General features: G+C 58.8%; 21 protein-coding genes and 1 pseudogene. 1 reads left to right on the forward strand and 21 read right to left on the reverse strand.

Annotated elements, in window-relative coordinates:
* Positions 1-19: 19 nt before the first annotated feature.
* From AC07SU_RS10625 to AC07SU_RS10665, 9 genes are read right to left on the reverse strand one after another with little or no spacing between them, the layout of a single operon-like run.
* Entirely contained in the window at positions 20-2,773 is a 2,754-nt protein-coding gene (locus AC07SU_RS10625) for a conjugative transfer ATPase (protein WP_101270191.1), read from the reverse strand.
* Positions 2,773-3,189 carry a TIGR03751 family conjugal transfer lipoprotein gene (locus AC07SU_RS10630; RefSeq protein ID WP_101270194.1) on the reverse strand — a complete coding sequence of 139 codons (417 nt, stop codon included), beginning with the start codon at positions 3,187-3,189 and terminating at the stop codon, positions 2,773-2,775. The genes AC07SU_RS10625 and AC07SU_RS10630 overlap by 1 nt, the downstream gene beginning before the upstream one ends.
* Positions 3,152-4,669, reverse strand: coding sequence for a TIGR03752 family integrating conjugative element protein (locus AC07SU_RS10635; RefSeq protein WP_101270198.1), 1,518 nt, complete (start codon positions 4,667-4,669; stop codon positions 3,152-3,154). The genes AC07SU_RS10630 and AC07SU_RS10635 overlap by 38 nt, the downstream gene beginning before the upstream one ends.
* Positions 4,659-5,471 (reverse strand): TIGR03749 family integrating conjugative element protein, encoded by an 813-nt coding sequence (locus AC07SU_RS10640; RefSeq protein WP_101270200.1) that lies wholly within the window; start codon positions 5,469-5,471, stop codon positions 4,659-4,661. Before AC07SU_RS10640 ends, AC07SU_RS10635 begins: the two co-directional genes overlap by 11 nt.
* The gene (locus tag AC07SU_RS10645) at positions 5,468-6,109 is read right to left on the reverse strand and encodes a PFL_4703 family integrating conjugative element protein (protein WP_101270202.1); all 642 of its coding nucleotides are present in this window, start codon (positions 6,107-6,109) and stop codon (positions 5,468-5,470) included. The genes AC07SU_RS10640 and AC07SU_RS10645 overlap by 4 nt, the downstream gene beginning before the upstream one ends.
* The gene (locus tag AC07SU_RS10650) at positions 6,106-6,519 is read right to left on the reverse strand and encodes a TIGR03750 family conjugal transfer protein (protein WP_101270204.1); all 414 of its coding nucleotides are present in this window, start codon (positions 6,517-6,519) and stop codon (positions 6,106-6,108) included. Before AC07SU_RS10650 ends, AC07SU_RS10645 begins: the two co-directional genes overlap by 4 nt.
* 7 nt (positions 6,520-6,526) lie before the next feature.
* Positions 6,527-6,898: a TIGR03745 family integrating conjugative element membrane protein gene (locus AC07SU_RS10655; RefSeq protein WP_101270206.1), complete on the reverse strand. Its 372-nt coding sequence runs from the start codon at positions 6,896-6,898 to the stop codon at positions 6,527-6,529.
* A gap of 17 nt (positions 6,899-6,915) precedes the next feature.
* Positions 6,916-7,155 carry a TIGR03758 family integrating conjugative element protein gene (locus AC07SU_RS10660; protein ID WP_101270207.1) on the reverse strand — a complete coding sequence of 80 codons (240 nt, stop codon included), beginning with the start codon at positions 7,153-7,155 and terminating at the stop codon, positions 6,916-6,918.
* Entirely contained in the window at positions 7,152-7,487 is a 336-nt protein-coding gene (locus tag AC07SU_RS10665) for an integrative conjugative element protein, RAQPRD family (RefSeq protein ID WP_101273796.1), read from the reverse strand. Before AC07SU_RS10665 ends, AC07SU_RS10660 begins: the two co-directional genes overlap by 4 nt.
* A 299-nt stretch (positions 7,488-7,786) precedes the next feature.
* Here AC07SU_RS10665 and AC07SU_RS10670 point away from each other — a divergent pair, with 299 nt between their 5' ends.
* The gene (locus AC07SU_RS10670; protein ID WP_101273797.1) at positions 7,787-8,368 is read left to right on the forward strand and encodes a hypothetical protein; all 582 of its coding nucleotides are present in this window, start codon (positions 7,787-7,789) and stop codon (positions 8,366-8,368) included.
* 20 nt (positions 8,369-8,388) lie between these two features.
* Here AC07SU_RS10670 and AC07SU_RS10675 read toward each other — a convergent pair whose 3' ends face one another.
* From AC07SU_RS10675 to AC07SU_RS10730, 12 genes and pseudogenes are all read right to left on the reverse strand, one after another.
* Complete coding sequence (locus AC07SU_RS10675; protein ID WP_101270209.1) at positions 8,389-9,120, reverse strand: TIGR03747 family integrating conjugative element membrane protein; 732 nt, start codon at positions 9,118-9,120, stop codon at positions 8,389-8,391.
* A gap of 90 nt (positions 9,121-9,210) precedes the next feature.
* Positions 9,211-11,316, reverse strand: a complete 2,106-nt coding sequence (traD, locus tag AC07SU_RS10680) for a type IV conjugative transfer system coupling protein TraD (protein ID WP_101270211.1) — start codon at positions 11,314-11,316, stop codon at positions 9,211-9,213.
* Between the two features lie 9 nt (positions 11,317-11,325).
* Positions 11,326-11,841 carry an integrating conjugative element protein gene (locus AC07SU_RS10685; RefSeq protein WP_101270213.1) on the reverse strand — a complete coding sequence of 172 codons (516 nt, stop codon included), beginning with the start codon at positions 11,839-11,841 and terminating at the stop codon, positions 11,326-11,328.
* Entirely contained in the window at positions 11,838-12,386 is a 549-nt protein-coding gene (locus tag AC07SU_RS10690; RefSeq protein ID WP_101270216.1) for a lysozyme family protein, read from the reverse strand. The genes AC07SU_RS10685 and AC07SU_RS10690 overlap by 4 nt, the downstream gene beginning before the upstream one ends.
* Complete coding sequence (locus tag AC07SU_RS10695; RefSeq protein ID WP_101270218.1) at positions 12,368-13,087, reverse strand: TIGR03759 family integrating conjugative element protein; 720 nt, start codon at positions 13,085-13,087, stop codon at positions 12,368-12,370. The genes AC07SU_RS10690 and AC07SU_RS10695 overlap by 19 nt, the downstream gene beginning before the upstream one ends.
* Positions 13,088-13,096: 9 nt before the next feature.
* Positions 13,097-13,768: a chemotaxis protein gene (locus AC07SU_RS10700; RefSeq protein ID WP_101270220.1), complete on the reverse strand. Its 672-nt coding sequence runs from the start codon at positions 13,766-13,768 to the stop codon at positions 13,097-13,099.
* A complete protein-coding gene (gene pilL2 / locus AC07SU_RS10705) occupies positions 13,765-14,307 on the reverse strand; it encodes a PFGI-1 class ICE element type IV pilus protein PilL2 (protein WP_101270222.1) in 543 nt (180 codons plus the stop codon). Before pilL2 ends, AC07SU_RS10700 begins: the two co-directional genes overlap by 4 nt.
* Positions 14,308-14,413: 106 nt before the next feature.
* Positions 14,414-15,159: pseudogene (locus tag AC07SU_RS10710) on the reverse strand (DUF5983 family protein).
* 45 nt (positions 15,160-15,204) lie between these two features.
* The gene (radC, locus tag AC07SU_RS10715) at positions 15,205-15,699 is read right to left on the reverse strand and encodes a RadC family protein (protein WP_101270224.1); all 495 of its coding nucleotides are present in this window, start codon (positions 15,697-15,699) and stop codon (positions 15,205-15,207) included.
* Positions 15,700-15,799: 100 nt separating this feature from the next.
* The gene (locus AC07SU_RS10720; RefSeq protein WP_101270226.1) at positions 15,800-16,057 is read right to left on the reverse strand and encodes a hypothetical protein; all 258 of its coding nucleotides are present in this window, start codon (positions 16,055-16,057) and stop codon (positions 15,800-15,802) included.
* 71 nt (positions 16,058-16,128) lie between these two features.
* Complete coding sequence (locus tag AC07SU_RS10725; protein WP_101270228.1) at positions 16,129-16,710, reverse strand: STY4534 family ICE replication protein; 582 nt, start codon at positions 16,708-16,710, stop codon at positions 16,129-16,131.
* Positions 16,711-17,609: 899 nt separating this feature from the next.
* Positions 17,610-17,951: a helix-turn-helix domain-containing protein gene (locus tag AC07SU_RS10730; protein ID WP_101270231.1), complete on the reverse strand. Its 342-nt coding sequence runs from the start codon at positions 17,949-17,951 to the stop codon at positions 17,610-17,612.
* Between the last annotated feature and the right edge of the window lie 94 nt (positions 17,952-18,045).

An 18,045-nucleotide genomic window follows, 5' to 3' on the forward strand; every position in this document is an offset into this window, starting at 1 on the left:
AGAGCCTCAATAGATTCCCCTATGCGGGTTCTATTTCTCGCGCTCTATCGATCCGTTCAGCTACCCTATACGCCGCTTCGAGTTCTGAGCAGCCGTTCTCCTGCATCAGCGTCCAACGCTCGGCTTTTTCCTCGGGCTCGGTCATGGCCAGGGCGAGGTAAAGGCTGGGTGGCACGGCTCGAAACAGTGTCTCGAGCTTCTTCGACAGCACGACCCCCTCAGTGTACTTCCCCGGCTCCTTACTGGCGGAGAGCAACAAGGCTTTCTGCGCCGGCGTGAGTTTCTTGAACCGTGCGATCTCTTCGATTTCCGCGGGCGGCATGTTCAAACAAATCCACCATTCGATCATGTTGAGCATGGTCTGCGCAGCCGTGGGAAAATCGGCAAGGTTTTGCGTGGCGAGCCAGAACCAAGCACCAAGCTTGCGCCACATCTTCGTCCCCTTGACCACGAATGGCGCCAGCAGTGGGTTTTTGGTGATGATATGGCCCTCGTCGGTGACCATGATGATCGGCCTCCCCAGATATTGGTCGCGCTCGGCGAGGTTGTTCACGGTGTTCATCAGGCTGATGTAGCTGATGGACATCTGGGCCTCGTAGCCTTCGCGAGCGTAAGTGGCGAGATCGACAATGGTCACATCGCTCTCGGGCCAAGGCGTACCCTCGCGATCGAACAGTTCGCCCTCGAAACCCTGGCAAAACAGGTCGATGGACTCACCCATTTCCTGGGCACGCTCGCGGCGTTTCTCCGGCAAGTGCGTGTCAGCGGCGACGCGCAGCAAGGCGTCGCGCACGTCGCGGGTCAGGACCTGGCGACCCGCCGCGACACAGGTCTGTGCCGCATCGAGGATGCACTCGCGGATCAGACTGCGATCGGCCCGGCTCAGGCGGGCTTCTTCCTTGGCCTCGCCGCCAGTGATCATCAGCCGGGCGGTGATTTCCAGTTCACCGAGAACATCGCGCTGGTCCTCGCGACTGGCTACCGCATCCTCGTCCCACTCATCGATCGACAGACTCGCCACTTGATCCGGTTGCTCGACCAGGCGCCAGGCATCGGCGAACGGGGCGAGACTGACCGAGGCGCCAGGTTTCAATTGGACCTTGTTGACCGACAGGCCTTGTGTCGCGAAGTAGTCGCCCTGCAACCCGAATGAGTTGCCGGCCTCGACGATAAATAGGCGAGGGCGGTACACGGCCATGACCTGCATCAGTAAGGTGACCAGGGTCGCCGATTTGCCGGCGCCGGTGGGGCCAAACAACAACAGATGACCATTCATGGCCCGGTCCAGGCGTGACAACGGATCAAAACTCAACGCCGAGCCGCCACGGTTAAACAGGGTGATGCCCGGGTGGCCGGTGCCCGTGCTGCGACCCCAGACCGGAACCAGATTCGCCAGGTGCTGGGCAAACATCAGGCGGGTGTACCAGTTGTGCGTGTCGCGGGCCGGGTTGTAAACCATCGGCAACCACCGCAGGTAGCTATTGCAGGCGGCGACTTCATCGCCTTCCCGTACGGGCTGCAGACCCGCACCTAACAGTGCATTAGCAAGGCTGACCGAACGCTGGTGCAACTGCTGTTCATCACGACCGCGCACGTAGAACGCCAGCGCTCCCCGGTACAGCTTGTGCTGACGACCGATGATCGCGCGGGCCTCTTCAACATCTTGACGGGTCTGGGTCGAGGCCAGATTTTCACCGATGGCTTTGCGCGCCAGGCGGTTTAACTGGTCCTCGAGTACATCCTGTGGTTTGACCACCAGGGTCAGGCTCATCACCGTACCTTCGGGTAACTGGTCGAATAACGCGTTCACTGCGTCGCCCTTACGGGTTTCTCCGGTGAGTTGACCAATCAACGGCGGCCGGCGCAGCTTGTCCACCACCATGACCCGATGGGGCTGATGGTCGAAAAACCAGAGTCCGTGCTCTACATCCGAACGCGGTTCGTTGAAGAACAGCCGTTCGGCAAAGTCATGATCGAAGGGCAGTTCCAGCGACTCGCCATCACCTGACTCCGGATAGGCTGCGAGTTGGTAGAACTCCTCGGGCGCTTCATCGGTGAGCCTGGGGGCTGGATTGAACCAGGGCAGCAGCCAGGCATACAGACCGCGGCCATCGACTCGCGTCGATTGCACCCCGCACGCCTGCAACGAAGCCGCGACCCGTTCGCAAGCCTGATGCAGGGATTGCGCCGGGGTGAGTCCTGTCTCCTCGCCGTCAGACTCAAGCCAGCGATAGACCACCAGACGCACCCGTCGGTTGTTGCCACGCCAGGGCAGGCGCGTGACGGCCTTGTCCTCGAACAGACCTCCCGGCTTGGCGATGGCCTTCAGATGACGGCGGCTGAGTTCCAAATACGTCTCGGTGAAGACCGTGCCTCGCGCGCTGTCCTGAATATAATCGGTGAGCCGGGTCAGGTAGGGGGTGAAGTCGTTGTCGTCCTGGCAGAAAAACTGCGCCACCCAAGGCGCTTGATCCAGCTCGTCAAAGCTATCCTGCAGGGCATCCTCAAGGGCATCGCGGGCCGCCATCAACCAATCGGGTTCGCGCCCTTCAGTGCTGATGGACAGCAACTCGAACACCGCACCCACCGAGCGATTGTCATCGAGCAGAAAACACTGCTTGGTGTCGAGGTACTCGACCCACGGCAGGTGATCGGTGAAGCTGGGGTTGCGCGCATACAGTGCGGCTTCATCGGCCAAGGTGGCGCGCGGGCGCAATGGATTGCGCCAGGCTTTCCACGCGGCAGTGTGGTTGCCCAAATCGCCGGTACGCACTACAAGTCTTCCTGACGTTCGCCCGGCAATGCGTACTGCACCCGTTGGTAGAACGGAAAGACGGTCGAGTAACCCGGGACCGGTGCCTGCTCGGTGCCGCTCAGATGCGGATACACGTACAGCACTAGATCGGGATTGGGCAAGCGAGGGAACAGGTTACGGATCTCGTTCGCCGCTGTGCGAGTGTATGGTTCCTGGAGAGCGGCGGAGAAATTCGCCTGGGCCAGCGGACGGCGTAACTGCTGCCGAGCATCCAGCAGTTGCTGCTGAGTGCCTTGCGAACCGGCACCGTTCCAGATGTCCAGCATGGTTTGCTCGCCATGGGGCAAAAGCGTGTCTTTGTCGGTGGAACACCCCGTCAGGACCCAGCAGAGCGCGCTAATCCAGGTCAGGCAAAGAAGCATGGTCTTTTTCATGGCGAACGCTCCGGCCCTTGGGCTCGTAGTCGATGGTGATCTCATGGTCGAGGTGCAGAGCGACCTGTGCTGCGGGCGGCACGTAAACAGCGGCGAAGGCTTCGCCATACAGTTTGTTGACCCACTCGCGGATGTCGCTGACCCCACCACTGAGAATTGAATTCAGTGCGCTATTGCCACTGCTGCTGGTGACCCCGAACGCACTGCCGCCCGAACTGATCAAGCTGCTGTTGTTTTGCTGGTTCCCGAGCAAGGCACCGACACCCGCGCCGGCCGCAGTGATCAGGCTCTGGCTGCTGAGGTACTGCTGGGCGTTCGAGCGGCGCTCGCCGGCAATGCAAGGAATGCCATACGGATCGGACAGGTAACCGAGTCCACCACGGATCTTGCCGGTGTTTGAGCTCTGGGTGGTGGAGGCATTGCGGCTGGCGACCGCCTTCGGCTGAGGCACCGTGCGGATGGTGCCATCGGTAAACACAAAGGTGATCGACTCGACCTGTCCGCGTACACAAGACAGGGTCCAGTCACCGGAGGCTGTGCCGCTCATCACGGCCCCCGCGACGTCCGGTAGCTCGATACCGTTGGCAGTCAGGTTCTCGGGGCCGACCAGCACCTTGAAGGGGTAGGGATCATTCACCGTGCCGTCCACCGGTACTCGGCCGATCAGCGCGGTCATCGCGACCGAGCCCATCAGTGTGGCGTTTTCGGGAATGGTGTAGACCGGCTTCGCGCCTTCGGTACGATCAGCGGATCGCGTCAGGTCACGCTCACCCTTGCTGACTGCTCGTAGCTGTTTCTGGCTGCGATCAATAGCGTTATCTTTCAAACCCTCCAATGAGTTGAAGGCGGTAGGCAGACTGAGTGCGGAGGAGGTCTTGGTTTTTTCTCGGGTGTCGGTGGGCAGAGTATCCGAGGGTTCAATCCACTGCATCGTGTCACCGGCAGGATGGCCTCCCTCGAACTGAGCGCCATCGCCTGGCTGAAGCCCCAGTCCGACCGGCAGATCCTGACCCTTGCCGGTCAGTCCGGACAACTGATCCTGCAACTTTGTCAGCAGCCCATGGGCCTGACGACTGTCTTGTTCCGCTTTGAGTCGGGCCTCGTTGGCTTGGCGGCGGCCTTCGTCGACCTGCTGGGTCACGCTTCCAAGCGCCGTCTGGATACGCGAATCGACGCTGTTTTCGCGCTCGCGCAGGCGGTTGTTCTCCGTCTGCAGCGACTCGTTGTGTTTCTTCAAACTGAGCATGTCGCTGCGCATGGCCTTCACCTGCCCGACCAGGGTGGCGACCGTGTCGCGTGGGGTATCGCCGGCAATGCCGAGCGCCTGGGCTTGCTGGGTGGATAACTGAATATTGCCCTGATCAACTGGGTGCTCTGGAGAGGGCGTGCTGCCACCCGCTACCCAGGTTTTCAGGATGATCACCACCACGGCCAGCAGCGCAGTCGGTACCAGCCATTTGAGCAATGCATTAGCCTTCATCGCCAGGACCTCGCGCAACGGGCGGGAGCATCATGGCTTGTTCGAGGCCAGCACCGCGGGTGATGAGGTAGGCAATCGTGGTGTCTTCAGCGCTGCCGACACGCCCGAGGAAAGCATGCTGGAAGGCCGCGGCAAACAGCTTGGCCTGAAGCCGACGCGGGTCGAGTTGCAGAGTCTCTGAACCACGATTGCGCAACTTCACCGCCGTCACCCAGTAATTACCGAGTCGCCAGGCGGCGATCGGTCTGCTTGACACGTTTTCGGTCGGCAGCAGGGTTGGCAGTTCGGTGCGCAGCTTGAGCGGGATGCGGCGTACACCGGGCAGGGACTCCACGGTGCGCAGAGACGCGTACAGGCTTTGCGCGGCGTAGCGCGTCAAAGCGACCGGGATCGGTATACGTTCTGGAGCAGGGACGGTGCTAGATTCAGCCTCGGTAGCTTGCACCTGAGCATTCTTGAGGATACGCACGGGCTCCAGCGGTTGATCACCAGGCGTGGCTGCGATATCCAGGAGGATGATCTCGCCGGTCGCGCCCGATTGCAGTTGCAGTCGGGTCGGTGCAATGGCTTCCGATGCGCGCAGATACAGCGTGCCGCCGGTTGATTGCACGCGCAGCTTGCCCGTCAGGGTTGAGGGCACACCGACTCGAACATCCTCATCGACAAAGATCACTCGTTCCTGACCGATCACCAGTGGGACCGTGAGGGGTAGGCGTTCCCAGTGTATCAACTCGACGGCCTGAGCCAGAATCCCGAAGAGTGTCAACGCAACGGCTGTCCCGATAACAAAAATCCGCTTCATGACGGGCCTCCAGGCAAGGCGAGTTTTTGCGGCGTGCCCTGATAACAATCCAGGGCCAGCCCCCACTTATTGCGTTCGGGATCAAGATCAAACCGCACCACGCGCAATGGATAACGCACCACCACCCGCTTCACCGGTTCGGCGGCGTAATACTCATCGGCATTGAGGTCGAGCCTGACCAGCCAGCTGTCGCGATCGAGTTGTTTGACCCTGAGTTCCGGATCTTCGCTGTAACCTCGGCCCAGAATTTCGTAGACGCCACGCACCCGATGGCGCAGTTCGCCGGCGGCCTTGCGGTACTCGTAGTCGCCATCGAGGAAGGCCTTGCAGGCGGGTGTCAGGTAGGGCTGCAAGCCATAGATGGCGCGGCGGTAGTCCTGCTCGCCATCCGAGGGCCAGCGGTTGAGCTGACCAAAGATGTACAGGGCAAAGGCATACACATTCTCTGAGGGAATATCCCACCACTTACGAGTGCTGCCCGAGCGCAGATCGGGGGGGACATGCACGGTCAGATCGGTCGGTGCCGAGCGCCAGCCATACCAGAGACCGGCACAGACCAGGGCGAGGATCGTTACCGCTAGACGCAGGCTGAAGATATGTGCCTGTTGGGCATCCACCTTGTTCCGAAAACGACTCATGGTTGCCACCGGGACAGGGCAGGGCGCAGTCGACGCGAACGGCGAATCGTCCAGGCGCCGGAGTGTAGGATCAAACTTCCGCGCCCCAGGCGCCAACGGCTGGCGAGTATCCATTCGAGTTTGCGGTAAAACCAGGTCTCGGGGCGAGCCCGTTTGGCCCGACGTAAAAGCGTACCACCGGCAAATAACACCAGCGCCATACTTGCGATCATGCTGGTCGGTGCCACGGCAATGGAGGCGGTGGCGATCGCTAGAGGAACGCCCAGCAGTAGGCCAATGATTGCGCCGGCACCGAGGGCCATCCACATCTCATCATTGGTCAACCCGCGCAGTACGGCGGGATCACGATTGAGTCGCTCCGGCAGAAAGACCAAGGTGCCGTCGACAAGGCGTTCGATAGTGTCGTTCATATCGACCTCACAGAATCGCGGCAGCCTTGGTCAGGAACCAGATGATGATCACCACCAACAGGGCACCGATACCGACCACGGCGCCGAGATCCTTCCAGGTCTTGCGCTGGTTCTGTACGTCGGCATAGACGGTCAGCGAATGCCAGGCCACCCCTAAAAAAGCGAGTAGGGCGATCAGCAGACCGAGCAGGATGCCGCCGTCGTAAGCGTAGTTTTTAATCGTTTCGATCAACCCGGAACCCTCACCGCGTGAAGGTGCCTCCATGGTGGGGAGTTCGGCAAAAGCAAGGCTTGGACCGAGCACCAACAACAGACCGATCAGGCGCTGACTGGCGCGATCACGCAGGTTGTTTTTTAGGGGGACAAGGTACTTGAGCATGATGGTGATCTCCGGTGTTAGGGCAGGGTGAAGAACATCAGAACCAGCAAGGTGAGCAGGACGCGCGCGGCGCTGCCGCCAAACGCGCCGAAGCGCACACTGCCTGTTGCCCATCCCCGGTATGCCGTCCACATCACCCAGGCACACCAAAGCAAAGCCAGAACGAGAACCAGAGACAGCCAGAGCGTCGAGCTGCTCTGCTGTGAGAAGCCAGAAGCGTTTTGGAACGCGGCGATCTGGGCATCAGTCATGCTCATGGCGACGGTTCCACGGACGGGGTGCCGAGGCGGTAATCGCCCACCAGCTCACCAGGATCGTGAGGTTGAGCACGGGAGGGCGACAGATAGTTCTGCACTCCTTGGCGAATGCGTTGGATGTCCTGAGACAGGCGGGGATAGTCGAAGCGATAGCGTTCGTTTGGTTCAGAGGTCCTGGCTACCTTAGCTCGCGCCGCAAGGCGCTCAATAGTGTCGAGCTGCTGCTGAACTAGGCTGAGCTGTTCGCGCTCATGAGCAGATGCGGCATAGCCGCCGCTATGGAACGTCATCAATATGAACAGTGAGCAGACTCGGAAAAATGTAGTCGGCATGTGGATAGCCCATTTGGAGATGGGGCCAGCATTCAACTAACGTCCAGGACTCAGCAGTAAGAAACACGAAACACGCTGCGTCATTTTATTTCGATACAGTCTTTGATCGTGTAGCGAGTTCGAACACCGTGTCGAGAGCTACGAAACGCGGAAAAATGACACGATTGGACCGCGAGTACAGCATTGGTTACTCATGAAAAACGATTAGTAGCCGTTAACGTTTGATTCCGCTAACAACATTGTTAGCGGGGCGCAGATAAGCGCGGACGAAATCAGTTAACGAAGAGTGATTGCAGAGAGTGAACATCCAACAAGCAATTCGGCGGTACCGTATTCGACAGGCCGTGGGCTTCTCCTTGATGGTCTTCGGGGCTCTATTTTATTTGGTTTCATCGTTGATTTTTCTGCACCATCAAGCAGAGATTCTCGCGAGCACAAAAATTTTTGGGCATTTGGGAGGGGTTGTGCAAAATTTAGTAGCCGATGTTTACCAGACCACATCACCCTACATCGGTTTTGTATGGGAGCACGCGCCTACCCTCAGCCAGGAAAACCCGCTCAGCTATGGAAATTTGCTGTTTTTCGGTTTGCTGGGTGTGATGATTATTGGAAAGCAAATTTTCCTTTCCGCTAGCCAACTCAAGAGACGTGTTCAGGTTCAACTCGAACGTCTTGAGGAAGCTCAGTGGCGCAACTCGATGCAAAATAGAGCAGCCACCGAAGTCAACGCAAATCAGATCGGGCAGATCAATTTTTATCAGCAGTCTATGCCGCCGTCCCCTAGCGGTGATTGGTGGCAGCGGCCATTGGGTATTGTTGGTTTGTCTATTATTGGCGGTTATGTCGTCGCGATTTTGGCCAAATTCACCGGAATGGTTTAACACGTCAGCGTTACATTTTATTAAATGTATTTTTTAAACGTCGCCGCGGTGATAGCTGTCGTTGCTCCGAGCATCACTGCGCAAGGCAAAAAAATGGCCATGGGATTGAGCGAAAAGGGCAATGACAGGTAAATGATCCAGGGCACGATCAGCAGCGGTAGCACTGCTCGTTTAGCGCGGTGATAGACAAAACTGCTTTCTCGCCCGGCTCCAAACTTGCGCAGGTCGCGGCGCATCAAACCATCAACAAAACCGGTAAGCGTGGCCAACAAAAATAGTGGTGTAGCCAGGACTAGAATCGTCAGGCGCACCACGAAGGTAAAGGTCACATACACTGCGGCCACTACGAAATCCTCAATGCTCACGTAGGGCTGGTTGATCCAGCCCCAGAAGCCGTTGCCCTGGCTCGACATCCGCGCCTGCCGGGCAAAATCCGCAAAGCCAGTCTTAATCAATAGCCATTGATTGAGAGAATCCAGCCATTGAACAATCGTCTGTCCAGGTTGTTGGAGGATGAGAGAAGATTTGAAGTGCTCACTCAGCCAGCCTAGTTCGTTCGCGAACATGGCTTGGCTGTGCCGCCAACCCTGATCGCCCCAGAACAGCAGCAAGCCGGCGAACTCGATGAGTATCGAAAACAGCAATGAGGCGATCAGCAAACCGAAGATGCGTAAAACTAAGCCAATCGCCGAGATGATCAATCCCGGACGCTGGATCGGTTGTGGCTGCGTGTGTCGGACGGAACTCGCCATCGTTCACTCCATTGCGCTTTGCAGTGTTGGTGTCGTCGCGACGCCTTTTGGATCGTTTTCTGCTGAATCGAAACCTGTGGCGGGTCCGGGCTACCCCACCTGATCCAGATCGAAGTTGGTGGTTGGGCCGCCACCGCTGGCGCTCCACCATTGTCCCGCCTGCTCATTGTAGGCGGCCCGCATCCGCTGAGTGAGCTCCTGCAGGTCCTTGGGCATGGCATCGTCGTTGGAGGGTCTTGGCAAAGGCATGCGAACCTTCCAGAGCTGCCCACCGGCCTGGAAGGAAAACATTTGTCCCTTGGGCAAACTGACGATGTGAGCAGGCTCGATCAACGGCACACTGGTGCTGCTGACACGGTCCTGTGAGGACGAGGTGAAGTCCGTGTTGGCCTCCGGATCGGAGGTGTCAGTCGCACCCGACACCAGGGTCTTGGTCAGCACGTTAACCTTGGGTAACTGCTGGGTGAGCAGTTCAGCGGTGGCGGTTTCGCGCACCCGCAGCATCTGCAGGGTGTTGAAGTTGCCAATCACCTGGCCAGCTTTGGCGCGGTTGCCGATACGTGCTTCGATATCGCTGAGGGTCTGGGTGTAGGCGGTTACCTGGATACCGGCGCCGCCACCCTTGTTGATCAGCGGGATGAATTCATCACCCATCAACTCGTTGAACTCATCGGCGTGGAGGTTGATCGGCAACTTGTCACTGTTGTTACCCGATTGGGGCAGGCCATGGTCGATGCCGTGTTTGTAGATGTGTCCGGCGACCGAGACCAAGTCGGCGAACATGGAGTTGCCCACCGCGGCGGCCACCTCGGCGTCGGTCAGTGCATCCAGACCGACGTAGACGATGCCGCGTTTTCGGATGATCTGCATCCAGTCGAAGATTGGCCGCGGGTCATCTAAATCGGTGTAGTTTGGAGCCAGTAACTGGGCGGTCTTGCCGGTGGTGAGTTTTTCCAGCAGAGGTAGCAGCGAGGCGACAATCTTGTCGAAATAGGTACGGTCGTAACGCACCGCCGAACGCAGTCCGTCCAGTACCGGATCAAATACCCGCTTCACCGCCAGGTACTGCTCGATGGCCACAACACGCTTTTCGCGCCCGATCATATGCCGGGGGATGTTCTTCTCGGTGAGCTTGCCTTCAAGCTGAACGATCACCTCCCACGCCTTCGGGTCGGTCTTGGCGAAAAACTGCTGGGCGTACTCGATGAACAGTGCGTCGATGTTGACCACATGCCGTTGGATTTGCAGGTAGTCCGGACGCCGGCCCAACTCGATCAATGCGCGGGCAACGATGTTGACGAAGCGCCACGCGAACTCACGGAAGGCCGCAGAGTTACCTTCGCCGCTAAGCTGTCCGGCGATGCGTGACGCCACTTCCGAGATACGACCGAAACGTCCGACGGCATTGTAGCGGGCCGAGATTTCTGGCCAGCCCAGATGGAAGACATAAAACTCCTTCTCCCTCCCGGCGCGTATAGCTTCGACGTACATGCGTTTGAGCAGGTCGGCATCACCCTTCGGATCGAAGACGATCACCACCTCATGCTCGACGCGGTGAATGTCCTGGGTGATGTACACCTCGGCGAGCCGCGTCTTGCCGACGCGGGTAGTGCCCAGCACCAGTGTGTGTCCGACCCGTTCGCCCAGCGGCAGACTGACTTCCGTTTCGTCGGGCTCAACCCCGTGCAGAAGTGACGAGCCACCGACTGGGGGCAAAGGGCGCAACGGATTGAAGGCACTGTCCCAAGCCGTGACTAGGGCCAATATCGAGAGCGGAAACGGTGCATATTCCAGGCGTCGTTCGAGTTCTCGGGCTAGGCGATAGCTGGTCGGTTGGTCGACATATTGGGCGACTGCCGGATCCTGGGCCTCGACCAAGCGCTGGGTGTGCAGGCGGGTCCAGCGAAAGCCGCGCCCCATAAACAAACGCTTACGGCTGACCGGAATCTGCCGACTGGTCAGTTCGTAGCGGGGCAGTCGGCGGATATTGCGCCGATAGCGCAGCACATCCCAGGCTTGTCGCAGGCGGATAAGGCCGAACAGGGTATAGGCCAGCGCCGCAGCCCGCCCAATCTCGGGTGAGAGGGCCACAGCCCAGGGCGAGTACACGCACAACACCGCGGCGGTGATGCAGATCGCTACGGTGTACAGCTCCACTGCTGGCCGGAGCTTGGACTCCATCGCATGCTCGGCCATGACCTGGACTCACTGTTCCAGTGAGGTGGCAGTGATCAAGACGGGGTAATGCTCGATCTGCAGGCGAGTGGCGATGTCGTTACCGTTGACCGGCAGGATGGTGATGCCGGGAGCCGCTGCTCGAATTCGGTCCAACGCTTCGGTGTCGGCCACTTCGACGGCGAGGCCGGCCGCACCCATTTCCTGCAGTTCAGTCGCGCGTTGACGCAACCAAGCCAGCGACTGGGGATCCTCACCCACCAGGAAAAATGGCCGTAAGCCTGGCATGTTCAGGGCGCGAGACGTGATTTGGCCGGGGCTCAAGCGAGAACTGCGGACGGGTAGTATCCAAGCTTCATCGGCAAACGTGGACAGGTCCGCATGCATGGCCCGATCAGGCTGGATCTTGTTGTTTATTAGCGGCCTGGCAACCTGAAAATGGGGTCGACTGAAGTCGCTAGGCTGATCCCCGGCTACGGTCAGCTCCGGCTGGGCGAAAGGTGCCAATAGCAGGATGAAGTAGCAGGTAAGGGGCATTCGCTTCATGGTGGTGTGTCCTGTTTGAAGGCAATCAGCAGTCGTTCGAGTTGCCGGGAAAAACCTGCGCGGTAACGTGCGGCCGGCGCTCCTCCTGCCGGGCGGTGATAGCGTCCGGCAGCTGACACCCAATCACCGGTGGCGGCGTGATGCTCCTGCAACAGCGCGGCGGTCACGGCCAGATTTCGGTAGGGATCAAGGGCTTCGCAGGGGGTGGAATAACGTTGTCCGTGGTAACCCAGGTTTATTTGGCCGAGTCCGGCATCGACCCGCTTGGCGTCATGTCGGGCGAGGGCCTGAAGCAAAGCGTGACAGGCGGCGTGGCGAGTGGCGAAGCGGTAGGGTGTTCCAGCGATGTTCAGTGTCCAGGGCCAGGGCAACAGTCGACCACGGACGTGGATACCACTCTCCTGCAGGGCGATCGCGAATAGCACCGTAGAAGGAATGTCGGCGTCATGCGCCGCCAATTGGTAGGCCGGAGGCGGAAGTTCGTCAGCCTGGACGGCGAGCACCATCAGCAGGATCGCAATACCACTCAGTCGAGGCGTTGCCATTGTCCATTCACCTCTTGAAATGTGGCAGGCAATGGCCCCGGGGCTCCCAGGCTGAACCAGCGACCACGGTCATGGTTCAGGGTGATCTGCTGGCGTTGGACCTTGGCCGGATCGACGTCTGCTTGCCGAGCCCAGTTACGGACGCGTTCATCCTCGCCTTGGCTGCCCACCAGGTAGATATCGAACGCCATGTCACTGCTTTGCAGACGCTGCGCTTCGGCGGTGCACGCTGGGCAGTGGTCCTCCACAAACAAGGCTTGACGCGGCATGACCGCTGAGCTGGCAGGGGACGGGGATGCCATGCGCTGGATCGGCAGCAGCCCGGGAAACAGCTTGGCCCAGGCCGCGGTGTAAGCATTTTGGTAGGCCAACTCGCGCTCGGCGCGTTTGGCTTCCAGCGCTACCTGTAATTCGGCATAGCGCTGGCGCTCTTGCTCGGTCTGGGCCTCGACCCCGAGTGCGGTCAACGGATCGAGGTTCGGGCTCCAGAAACCGCGCGGGCCGGCTTGGATCTGTTCGAAGCGCGTCCACTCCTGCTCCGTCAGACCCCAGCTCGCCGCCTGTACAGAGTCAGAGCGTCCCAGCGGAGCGGATTGTGTGTCCTGGAACCGTGACTGTGTCGTGACGGGGTTACCCATCGCAGCACCTGTGGTCAGTAGCGAAACCAGGCAGGCGACGGGGAGTAGTGACGCTTTGTTCATGATCGCTTCTCAAGGGACTTGCACGGTCTGGTCTGGCTGAGTGGCCACCGCGAAGACGGCTGAGTTCGGTTCCAGTACTTTTAGGTGCCAAGCCCCCAGTTGCTCACCGCTATGCAGCAGCCGGACATCCGTGAGAGAGCGACTGTCATGAGGTGCGACCGCCAGAAAATGCTCACCACCACGGGACTCGACACTCAACACCGAGAACGGTGGCGACAGTCGGGCAGGTTTGGGGCGAGCGGTCTTTTTCGGTTTGGTTGCGGAAGGCGTCGACGGTGGGGGGGAAGGCTGAGCCTTGAGGTCCAGGAGCTGCTGCTCGACGTGCTCAAGGCGTGCGCGCAGCGCTGTCAGGTCTGCCAAGGTGGCGCGGGCTGCGAGGCCATCGCGCAGTTCCTGTATCTCTTGCGCCCACTGATCCAACATCGGATCGAGGGTATTGGCCTGTTGCTCGCCGGTATCGACCATCTGTTTCAGGTCTTTCAGCGCGTACTGCAGCTTCTCCTGGGTGTCCTTGAGGGCGCTTGAATCACGTTGCAGGGTATCCAGGGTTTGTCGGTATTGCGTGTTCGTGCTCTGTAGTTCCGCCACGCGCTGATACTGGTTATACAATCCACCACTCAGCCCGGAGGCCGCCAGGCAAAGCAATCCAATAATGAGGGTTTGAAACGTCGAGGCTTTCATGGATGTGCCTCCGCCTGATGGGATGAGCTTGGTGTGGCCCGCACGACGCCAGCCTCCGTTTTCTGCTGTTCGAAGCAGACCGAACGGCTGACTTCATCGGTCGTGAGTTGCCAGGCGGGCCCAGCTAGCACTTGTAGCGCGTTGCGCAAAGAGAGCGGGCCGAGCCGGAAATGAGCCGCGGGCAGGGGCCGAGTAAAGAGCACCCTCACCGACGCAGTAGCGGGGCAGAGCGAATAGCCCGAGCGTCGCAATACGTACTGCAACGCATCCTGCACCGAAGGACTCAGGCTGGACGGGATGCTCACGTCAATGATTTGGGCAAGAAGATTGCGTTGTTCCGTGGTGGGCTCGGTGCTGACCAGCGTGTAGCGGCCATAGCGAAGTTCCGCCGGATGGCTTTCTTCGGCTGTACCCCTCGAGTGCGGGGCCTGATTGGAGCCGCTGCCGATTTCTGGATGGGGCGGCAATGGGGTGGGAATTTGCGCGGTGCAGGCGCTCAACAAACCCAGTAGGCAGACAGGGGTGAAAAAACGCTCCATGGAAAAAACCTCATGTCAGACTCAGTGCAGAACCTGACATGAGGTGAAGGAGCGATTCAGTGAGAAAGTTGATTCAAAGCGGGTCGTGTTAAAGCAGAACGCGTTGTTACTCATCAAAAATGGCGAGTCCATCCAAGACGGTGGCGTTGGGGTCGAAGATCAACAATCGCACATCCGCCAATGCCGCCAGGTATAACACCGTGACTAGGGCTTCCGGTGTGCCGGCGTCAAATTGCTTTTGTCTCAAGCTTGAATAACGTTTGTCCTCAATGTTCAGCAAGTTCTCGTCCGTCCATGGTGTGCCGATCAACTTGCAACCGATGCCGCAGCAATCCGGCAACGCGAAAAGTTCGAACAAAAGACCGATTTGCCTCGGAGCGGAGTGACTTACCCACCCTTCCAGATAGAACATCGCTTCTTCAGGAAGGTGTGCGGTACTGATCTCCCAGGCTCGACTGTAGTGTCCCGTTTCGAAGCGCAAGCGATGGACCATGGCTTGGGCTTCTTCCAGGGAGTACAGATCGCCGACGTGATGCTGCTCGTTGAACATCTCGCCCATCACGGCGTAGATCACTTGGCGCACCAGTCCGGTGGACTGGCAGCGTTCATCCAACTCTTCAGGAATGGATTGACCTTCGCTGATCAAGGCGAAATCGTCATTTAACAGGCAGGGGAACAGTTGCAGTTCATCGTCGGGCAGATGGGCCTGTGAGTCGTGCACGGGTCGAAAGCAGGGGGGCAGTCGTTTTCGTAGGTGATCAGTAGCAGCCGTTCGATATGCAGGTTGTCGTAACCGCGAGCAAATGGATTTGAGGCCACCAGTAGGGCTGGGGCCTGGTGTGTGAGGTTCATGAGGGCTCTCCAGAATGAAAAGGCGCCCGAAGACGCCTGTGAGGGTTAAAGCCAGCCATGTTCGGCAAGGGAGAGAGGACGACCTTCACCCACGATGAAGTGATCCAGTACACGCACTTCGATCAAGGCCAAGGCCTCCTTCAGCCGTGCAGTCAAGACGCGATCTGCCTGGCTGGGTTCCGTACACCCTGAGGGGTGGTTGTGAACAAAAATGGCGGCCGCAGCGTTATGCGCCAATGAGCGTTTAACGACCTGTCTGGGGTAAACGCTGGCGCCATCAATGCTGCCGTGAAAGAGGACTTCGAATGCCAGCACCCGGTGCCTGGCATCGAGAAAGATCACACCGAAGACTTCATGCTCTTGTTGCGCAAGGTGCAGTTTTAGGTATGAGGCCACAGTGTCAGGCGACGTCAGGATAGGGCCGCGGGCGAACAGCCGACGATCCAGAATATGCAGCGCTTCGTCGATCAGCTGGTTTTCTTGGATAATGCGAACAGCCTCGAAATCCGAGGTCTCAATCAATGTGAGTTGGGTGTTCATGGCGGTACCTCCGAAGGGAACAATCAGGGGTACACGCCCGAGGGGAGTGGTATCCCCGAGGTGGATGTGGAGTCGCGGGCGTTAACAGGTGGTGTGCTATTTACAGCCGAGTAAACCGGTGGCGTTGACCGTGTAGGTGTGCACCACAGCTGTCGCAGGGCAACGAGGAAAAGGCTTTTATTCCCCAGCCGGCGTCGGGATCGAAGTCGGCGCTGAAGGGCATCAGCCGAACTAACCCATGTTGCATCGCGGCGATGCGTTTCTCGATTTCATTCGTCGTATAGTAGAGCGATAGCGTGCTGTAGTCCTCGTAAGCCGCAGCGAACAGGCAGTCGTCGCAAAGCCAGAAGGATTCCATGGGGGTTCCCCCGTGTGTATAGAAGAAAAGGCGCTCGACGGAGCGCCTTGATGAGAAACATCGTGGACTGTTCAGGCGGACTGAACAGTACGGGTGGCATCACGGCGGGCCGTGAGGGGAGTGGGTGGAGATTCAGGTTTGACCCGAGCCTCTGTTGGGTTTTCGGTCTCCTCAGCTTCGGCATCAGCCGATGGTGGGGATTGCTCACTGTTTGGCGCTTGCTCAGCAGGTGCTGTTGCTTCCTGCCTGGCGGGCGCTTTGTATGCGAACGTGCCGTTGACCTTGATCCAGTCAATAAACAGCAAACGACCTTTCAGGCTGGCGCCCGGTTGGCCTTGTTTATCGCCTTTCTCGTAGAGAAACGGATCGATCCACAGGTCGCCGATACGGAACGACAGCAAGACCTTTTTCTCGGCTTTGACGGCGTCCATATAGAGACGAATCAAGCGTTCAGCTTCGCCCCCAGCGACTTTGCAGTCGAAGCGGGTGTACTCCACCGCATCGGTGGCACCGTGCAGGGCTGCGATATCGCAGGCCATGAATGGCTGACCGCGACGGACTTGTACTTCACGGACACGGTTGAGGTAGCCGATACCGACGGTGTGGAGGTTGAAGTAAGTGGTCGCTTCTTGGGATTGGTTGGCATGGGCCATGGTGGTTCTCCTGTTTCTAGGGAAAACGGCGGCGCACAATCCCTGACGGGGAAGTGAGCCCCCGTCAGGGTGGGTAAGGTGAGCAATGAACGACTCGCCACCGGCAAGCCGATGACGATCAGAACGATGCGTCTGGGGGAATAGCGGTGCAGCAGAGAAACGTCCGCGGTGGTGATCCGCTGGCAGGGGGTAGTGGGCATTCATCACCGCTGAAGCGGTAACCGCGCGAGCTTCCGAACGCTGATCGCACTTGGGTAAACCACCACGAACGTGGCGTAGCCTTGTAGGTTCAAGCTACCTGGGCTGGGCTGTCAACGACAGCGAACCACGCCCTTTGTATAAGCTTGTCACAGGGGAGCGTCAAGACGCTGCAACCCGATTTTTTATGCCTGGAATATAGTGGTAGTCACTGGACTGAAGAAAGTGAAGAGCTGGCCTGGCGGGGTGCCAGGCGAGGAAGAGAAAAGCCACCTTTGGCGGTCCTACGCAGTCGACAAGCTTCTCGCAAAACCTGGTTTAACTGCGCCATGATTCGCCAACCGACCCTTGTCGTGGCCTGGGTCGGAACCTGTTGGCACGCATCCGCGCACAAAGGGTGCCCAGTGTTTCCCCGGTGGGCTCCGGGACTGAATACGATCGCCGAGGCGGATGACCGCTGTTGCCTTGTAGAGGCAACAGTGGTCATCCGCCACGACGATCAGGTCGAGCACAAAACGGGAACGAAATCCCGCAGAGGAGAAGGCTCCGAACTCTAAGAGTCTGACCGAGCTGCCCGGAGCGAATCGGTCTTGGGTCGCGGTTGGCGATGATCCTTAGGCACTACAGCAGAGAGGGTGGGACGACGTCAAGGCAGAGTGCGCCGCCTCAAAGACCCCGGTATCGGATGCGAGTGAATGAACTCACTTGTTGGCAAGATGAGCGACTAATTGTTCGACGGTTGACAAGATAAAGGCACGGTCGCTTTCTTTCAGACCGTTCAGCAGACTCGCGATCATCTGGCCCTGGTCATTGGGGCGATTGCTCGACGCCGTCAGCAGTTCATCCATCCGACAGTCGAAGATATCCGCCAGTTGCATCAGCTTGACCACGGAAAGCTCCACCACACCTCGCTCTAAACGCGATACAGCTTCGCTGCCGATCCCCAAGCGTTCAGCCACCTCTTCCTGAGTCAGATTACGCTCGCTGCGGTGCTTCGCGATCATGCGCCCGATTTGGGCTTGGGTTGGATGTTTATGTGCCAAGTGATGAGTTCTCCAGTTCAACCCGAATGGTTGAGCAAAGACCCGTTGACATGAACATCCTTATCGGTTGAGTATCGACTTATAGGGTTGTTAT

This window comes from Pseudomonas sp. GW821-FHT05H12 (assembly GCF_059419385.1).

Bases quoted from the DNA above. Each gene is read 5' to 3' on its own strand.
- AC07SU_RS10660 (WP_101270207.1), bottom strand. From the start codon at position 7,155: ATGAGCATGACTGATGCCCAGATCGCCGCGTTCCAAAACGCTTCTGGC.
- traD (WP_101270211.1), bottom strand. From the start codon at position 11,316: ATGGCCGAGCATGCGATGGAGTCCAAGCTCCGGCCAGCAGTGGAGCTG.
- AC07SU_RS10685 (WP_101270213.1), bottom strand. From the start codon at position 11,841: ATGAAGCGAATGCCCCTTACCTGCTACTTCATCCTGCTATTGGCACCT.
- AC07SU_RS10640 (WP_101270200.1), bottom strand. From the start codon at position 5,471: ATGAAGCGGATTTTTGTTATCGGGACAGCCGTTGCGTTGACACTCTTC.
- AC07SU_RS10635 (WP_101270198.1), bottom strand. From the start codon at position 4,669: ATGAAGGCTAATGCATTGCTCAAATGGCTGGTACCGACTGCGCTGCTG.
- AC07SU_RS10645 (WP_101270202.1), bottom strand. From the start codon at position 6,109: ATGAGTCGTTTTCGGAACAAGGTGGATGCCCAACAGGCACATATCTTC.
- AC07SU_RS10720 (WP_101270226.1), bottom strand. From the start codon at position 16,057: ATGGAATCCTTCTGGCTTTGCGACGACTGCCTGTTCGCTGCGGCTTAC.
- AC07SU_RS10665 (WP_101273796.1), bottom strand. From the start codon at position 7,487: ATGCCGACTACATTTTTCCGAGTCTGCTCACTGTTCATATTGATGACG.
- pilL2 (WP_101270222.1), bottom strand. From the start codon at position 14,307: ATGGAGCGTTTTTTCACCCCTGTCTGCCTACTGGGTTTGTTGAGCGCC.
- AC07SU_RS10690 (WP_101270216.1), bottom strand. From the start codon at position 12,386: ATGGCAACGCCTCGACTGAGTGGTATTGCGATCCTGCTGATGGTGCTC.
- AC07SU_RS10725 (WP_101270228.1), bottom strand. From the start codon at position 16,710: ATGGCCCATGCCAACCAATCCCAAGAAGCGACCACTTACTTCAACCTC.
- AC07SU_RS10695 (WP_101270218.1), bottom strand. From the start codon at position 13,087: ATGAACAAAGCGTCACTACTCCCCGTCGCCTGCCTGGTTTCGCTACTG.
- AC07SU_RS10675 (WP_101270209.1), bottom strand. From the start codon at position 9,120: ATGGCGAGTTCCGTCCGACACACGCAGCCACAACCGATCCAGCGTCCG.
- radC (WP_101270224.1), bottom strand. From the start codon at position 15,699: ATGAACACCCAACTCACATTGATTGAGACCTCGGATTTCGAGGCTGTT.
- AC07SU_RS10700 (WP_101270220.1), bottom strand. From the start codon at position 13,768: ATGAAAGCCTCGACGTTTCAAACCCTCATTATTGGATTGCTTTGCCTG.
- AC07SU_RS10630 (WP_101270194.1), bottom strand. From the start codon at position 3,189: ATGAAAAAGACCATGCTTCTTTGCCTGACCTGGATTAGCGCGCTCTGC.
- AC07SU_RS10650 (WP_101270204.1), bottom strand. From the start codon at position 6,519: ATGAACGACACTATCGAACGCCTTGTCGACGGCACCTTGGTCTTTCTG.
- AC07SU_RS10655 (WP_101270206.1), bottom strand. From the start codon at position 6,898: ATGCTCAAGTACCTTGTCCCCCTAAAAAACAACCTGCGTGATCGCGCC.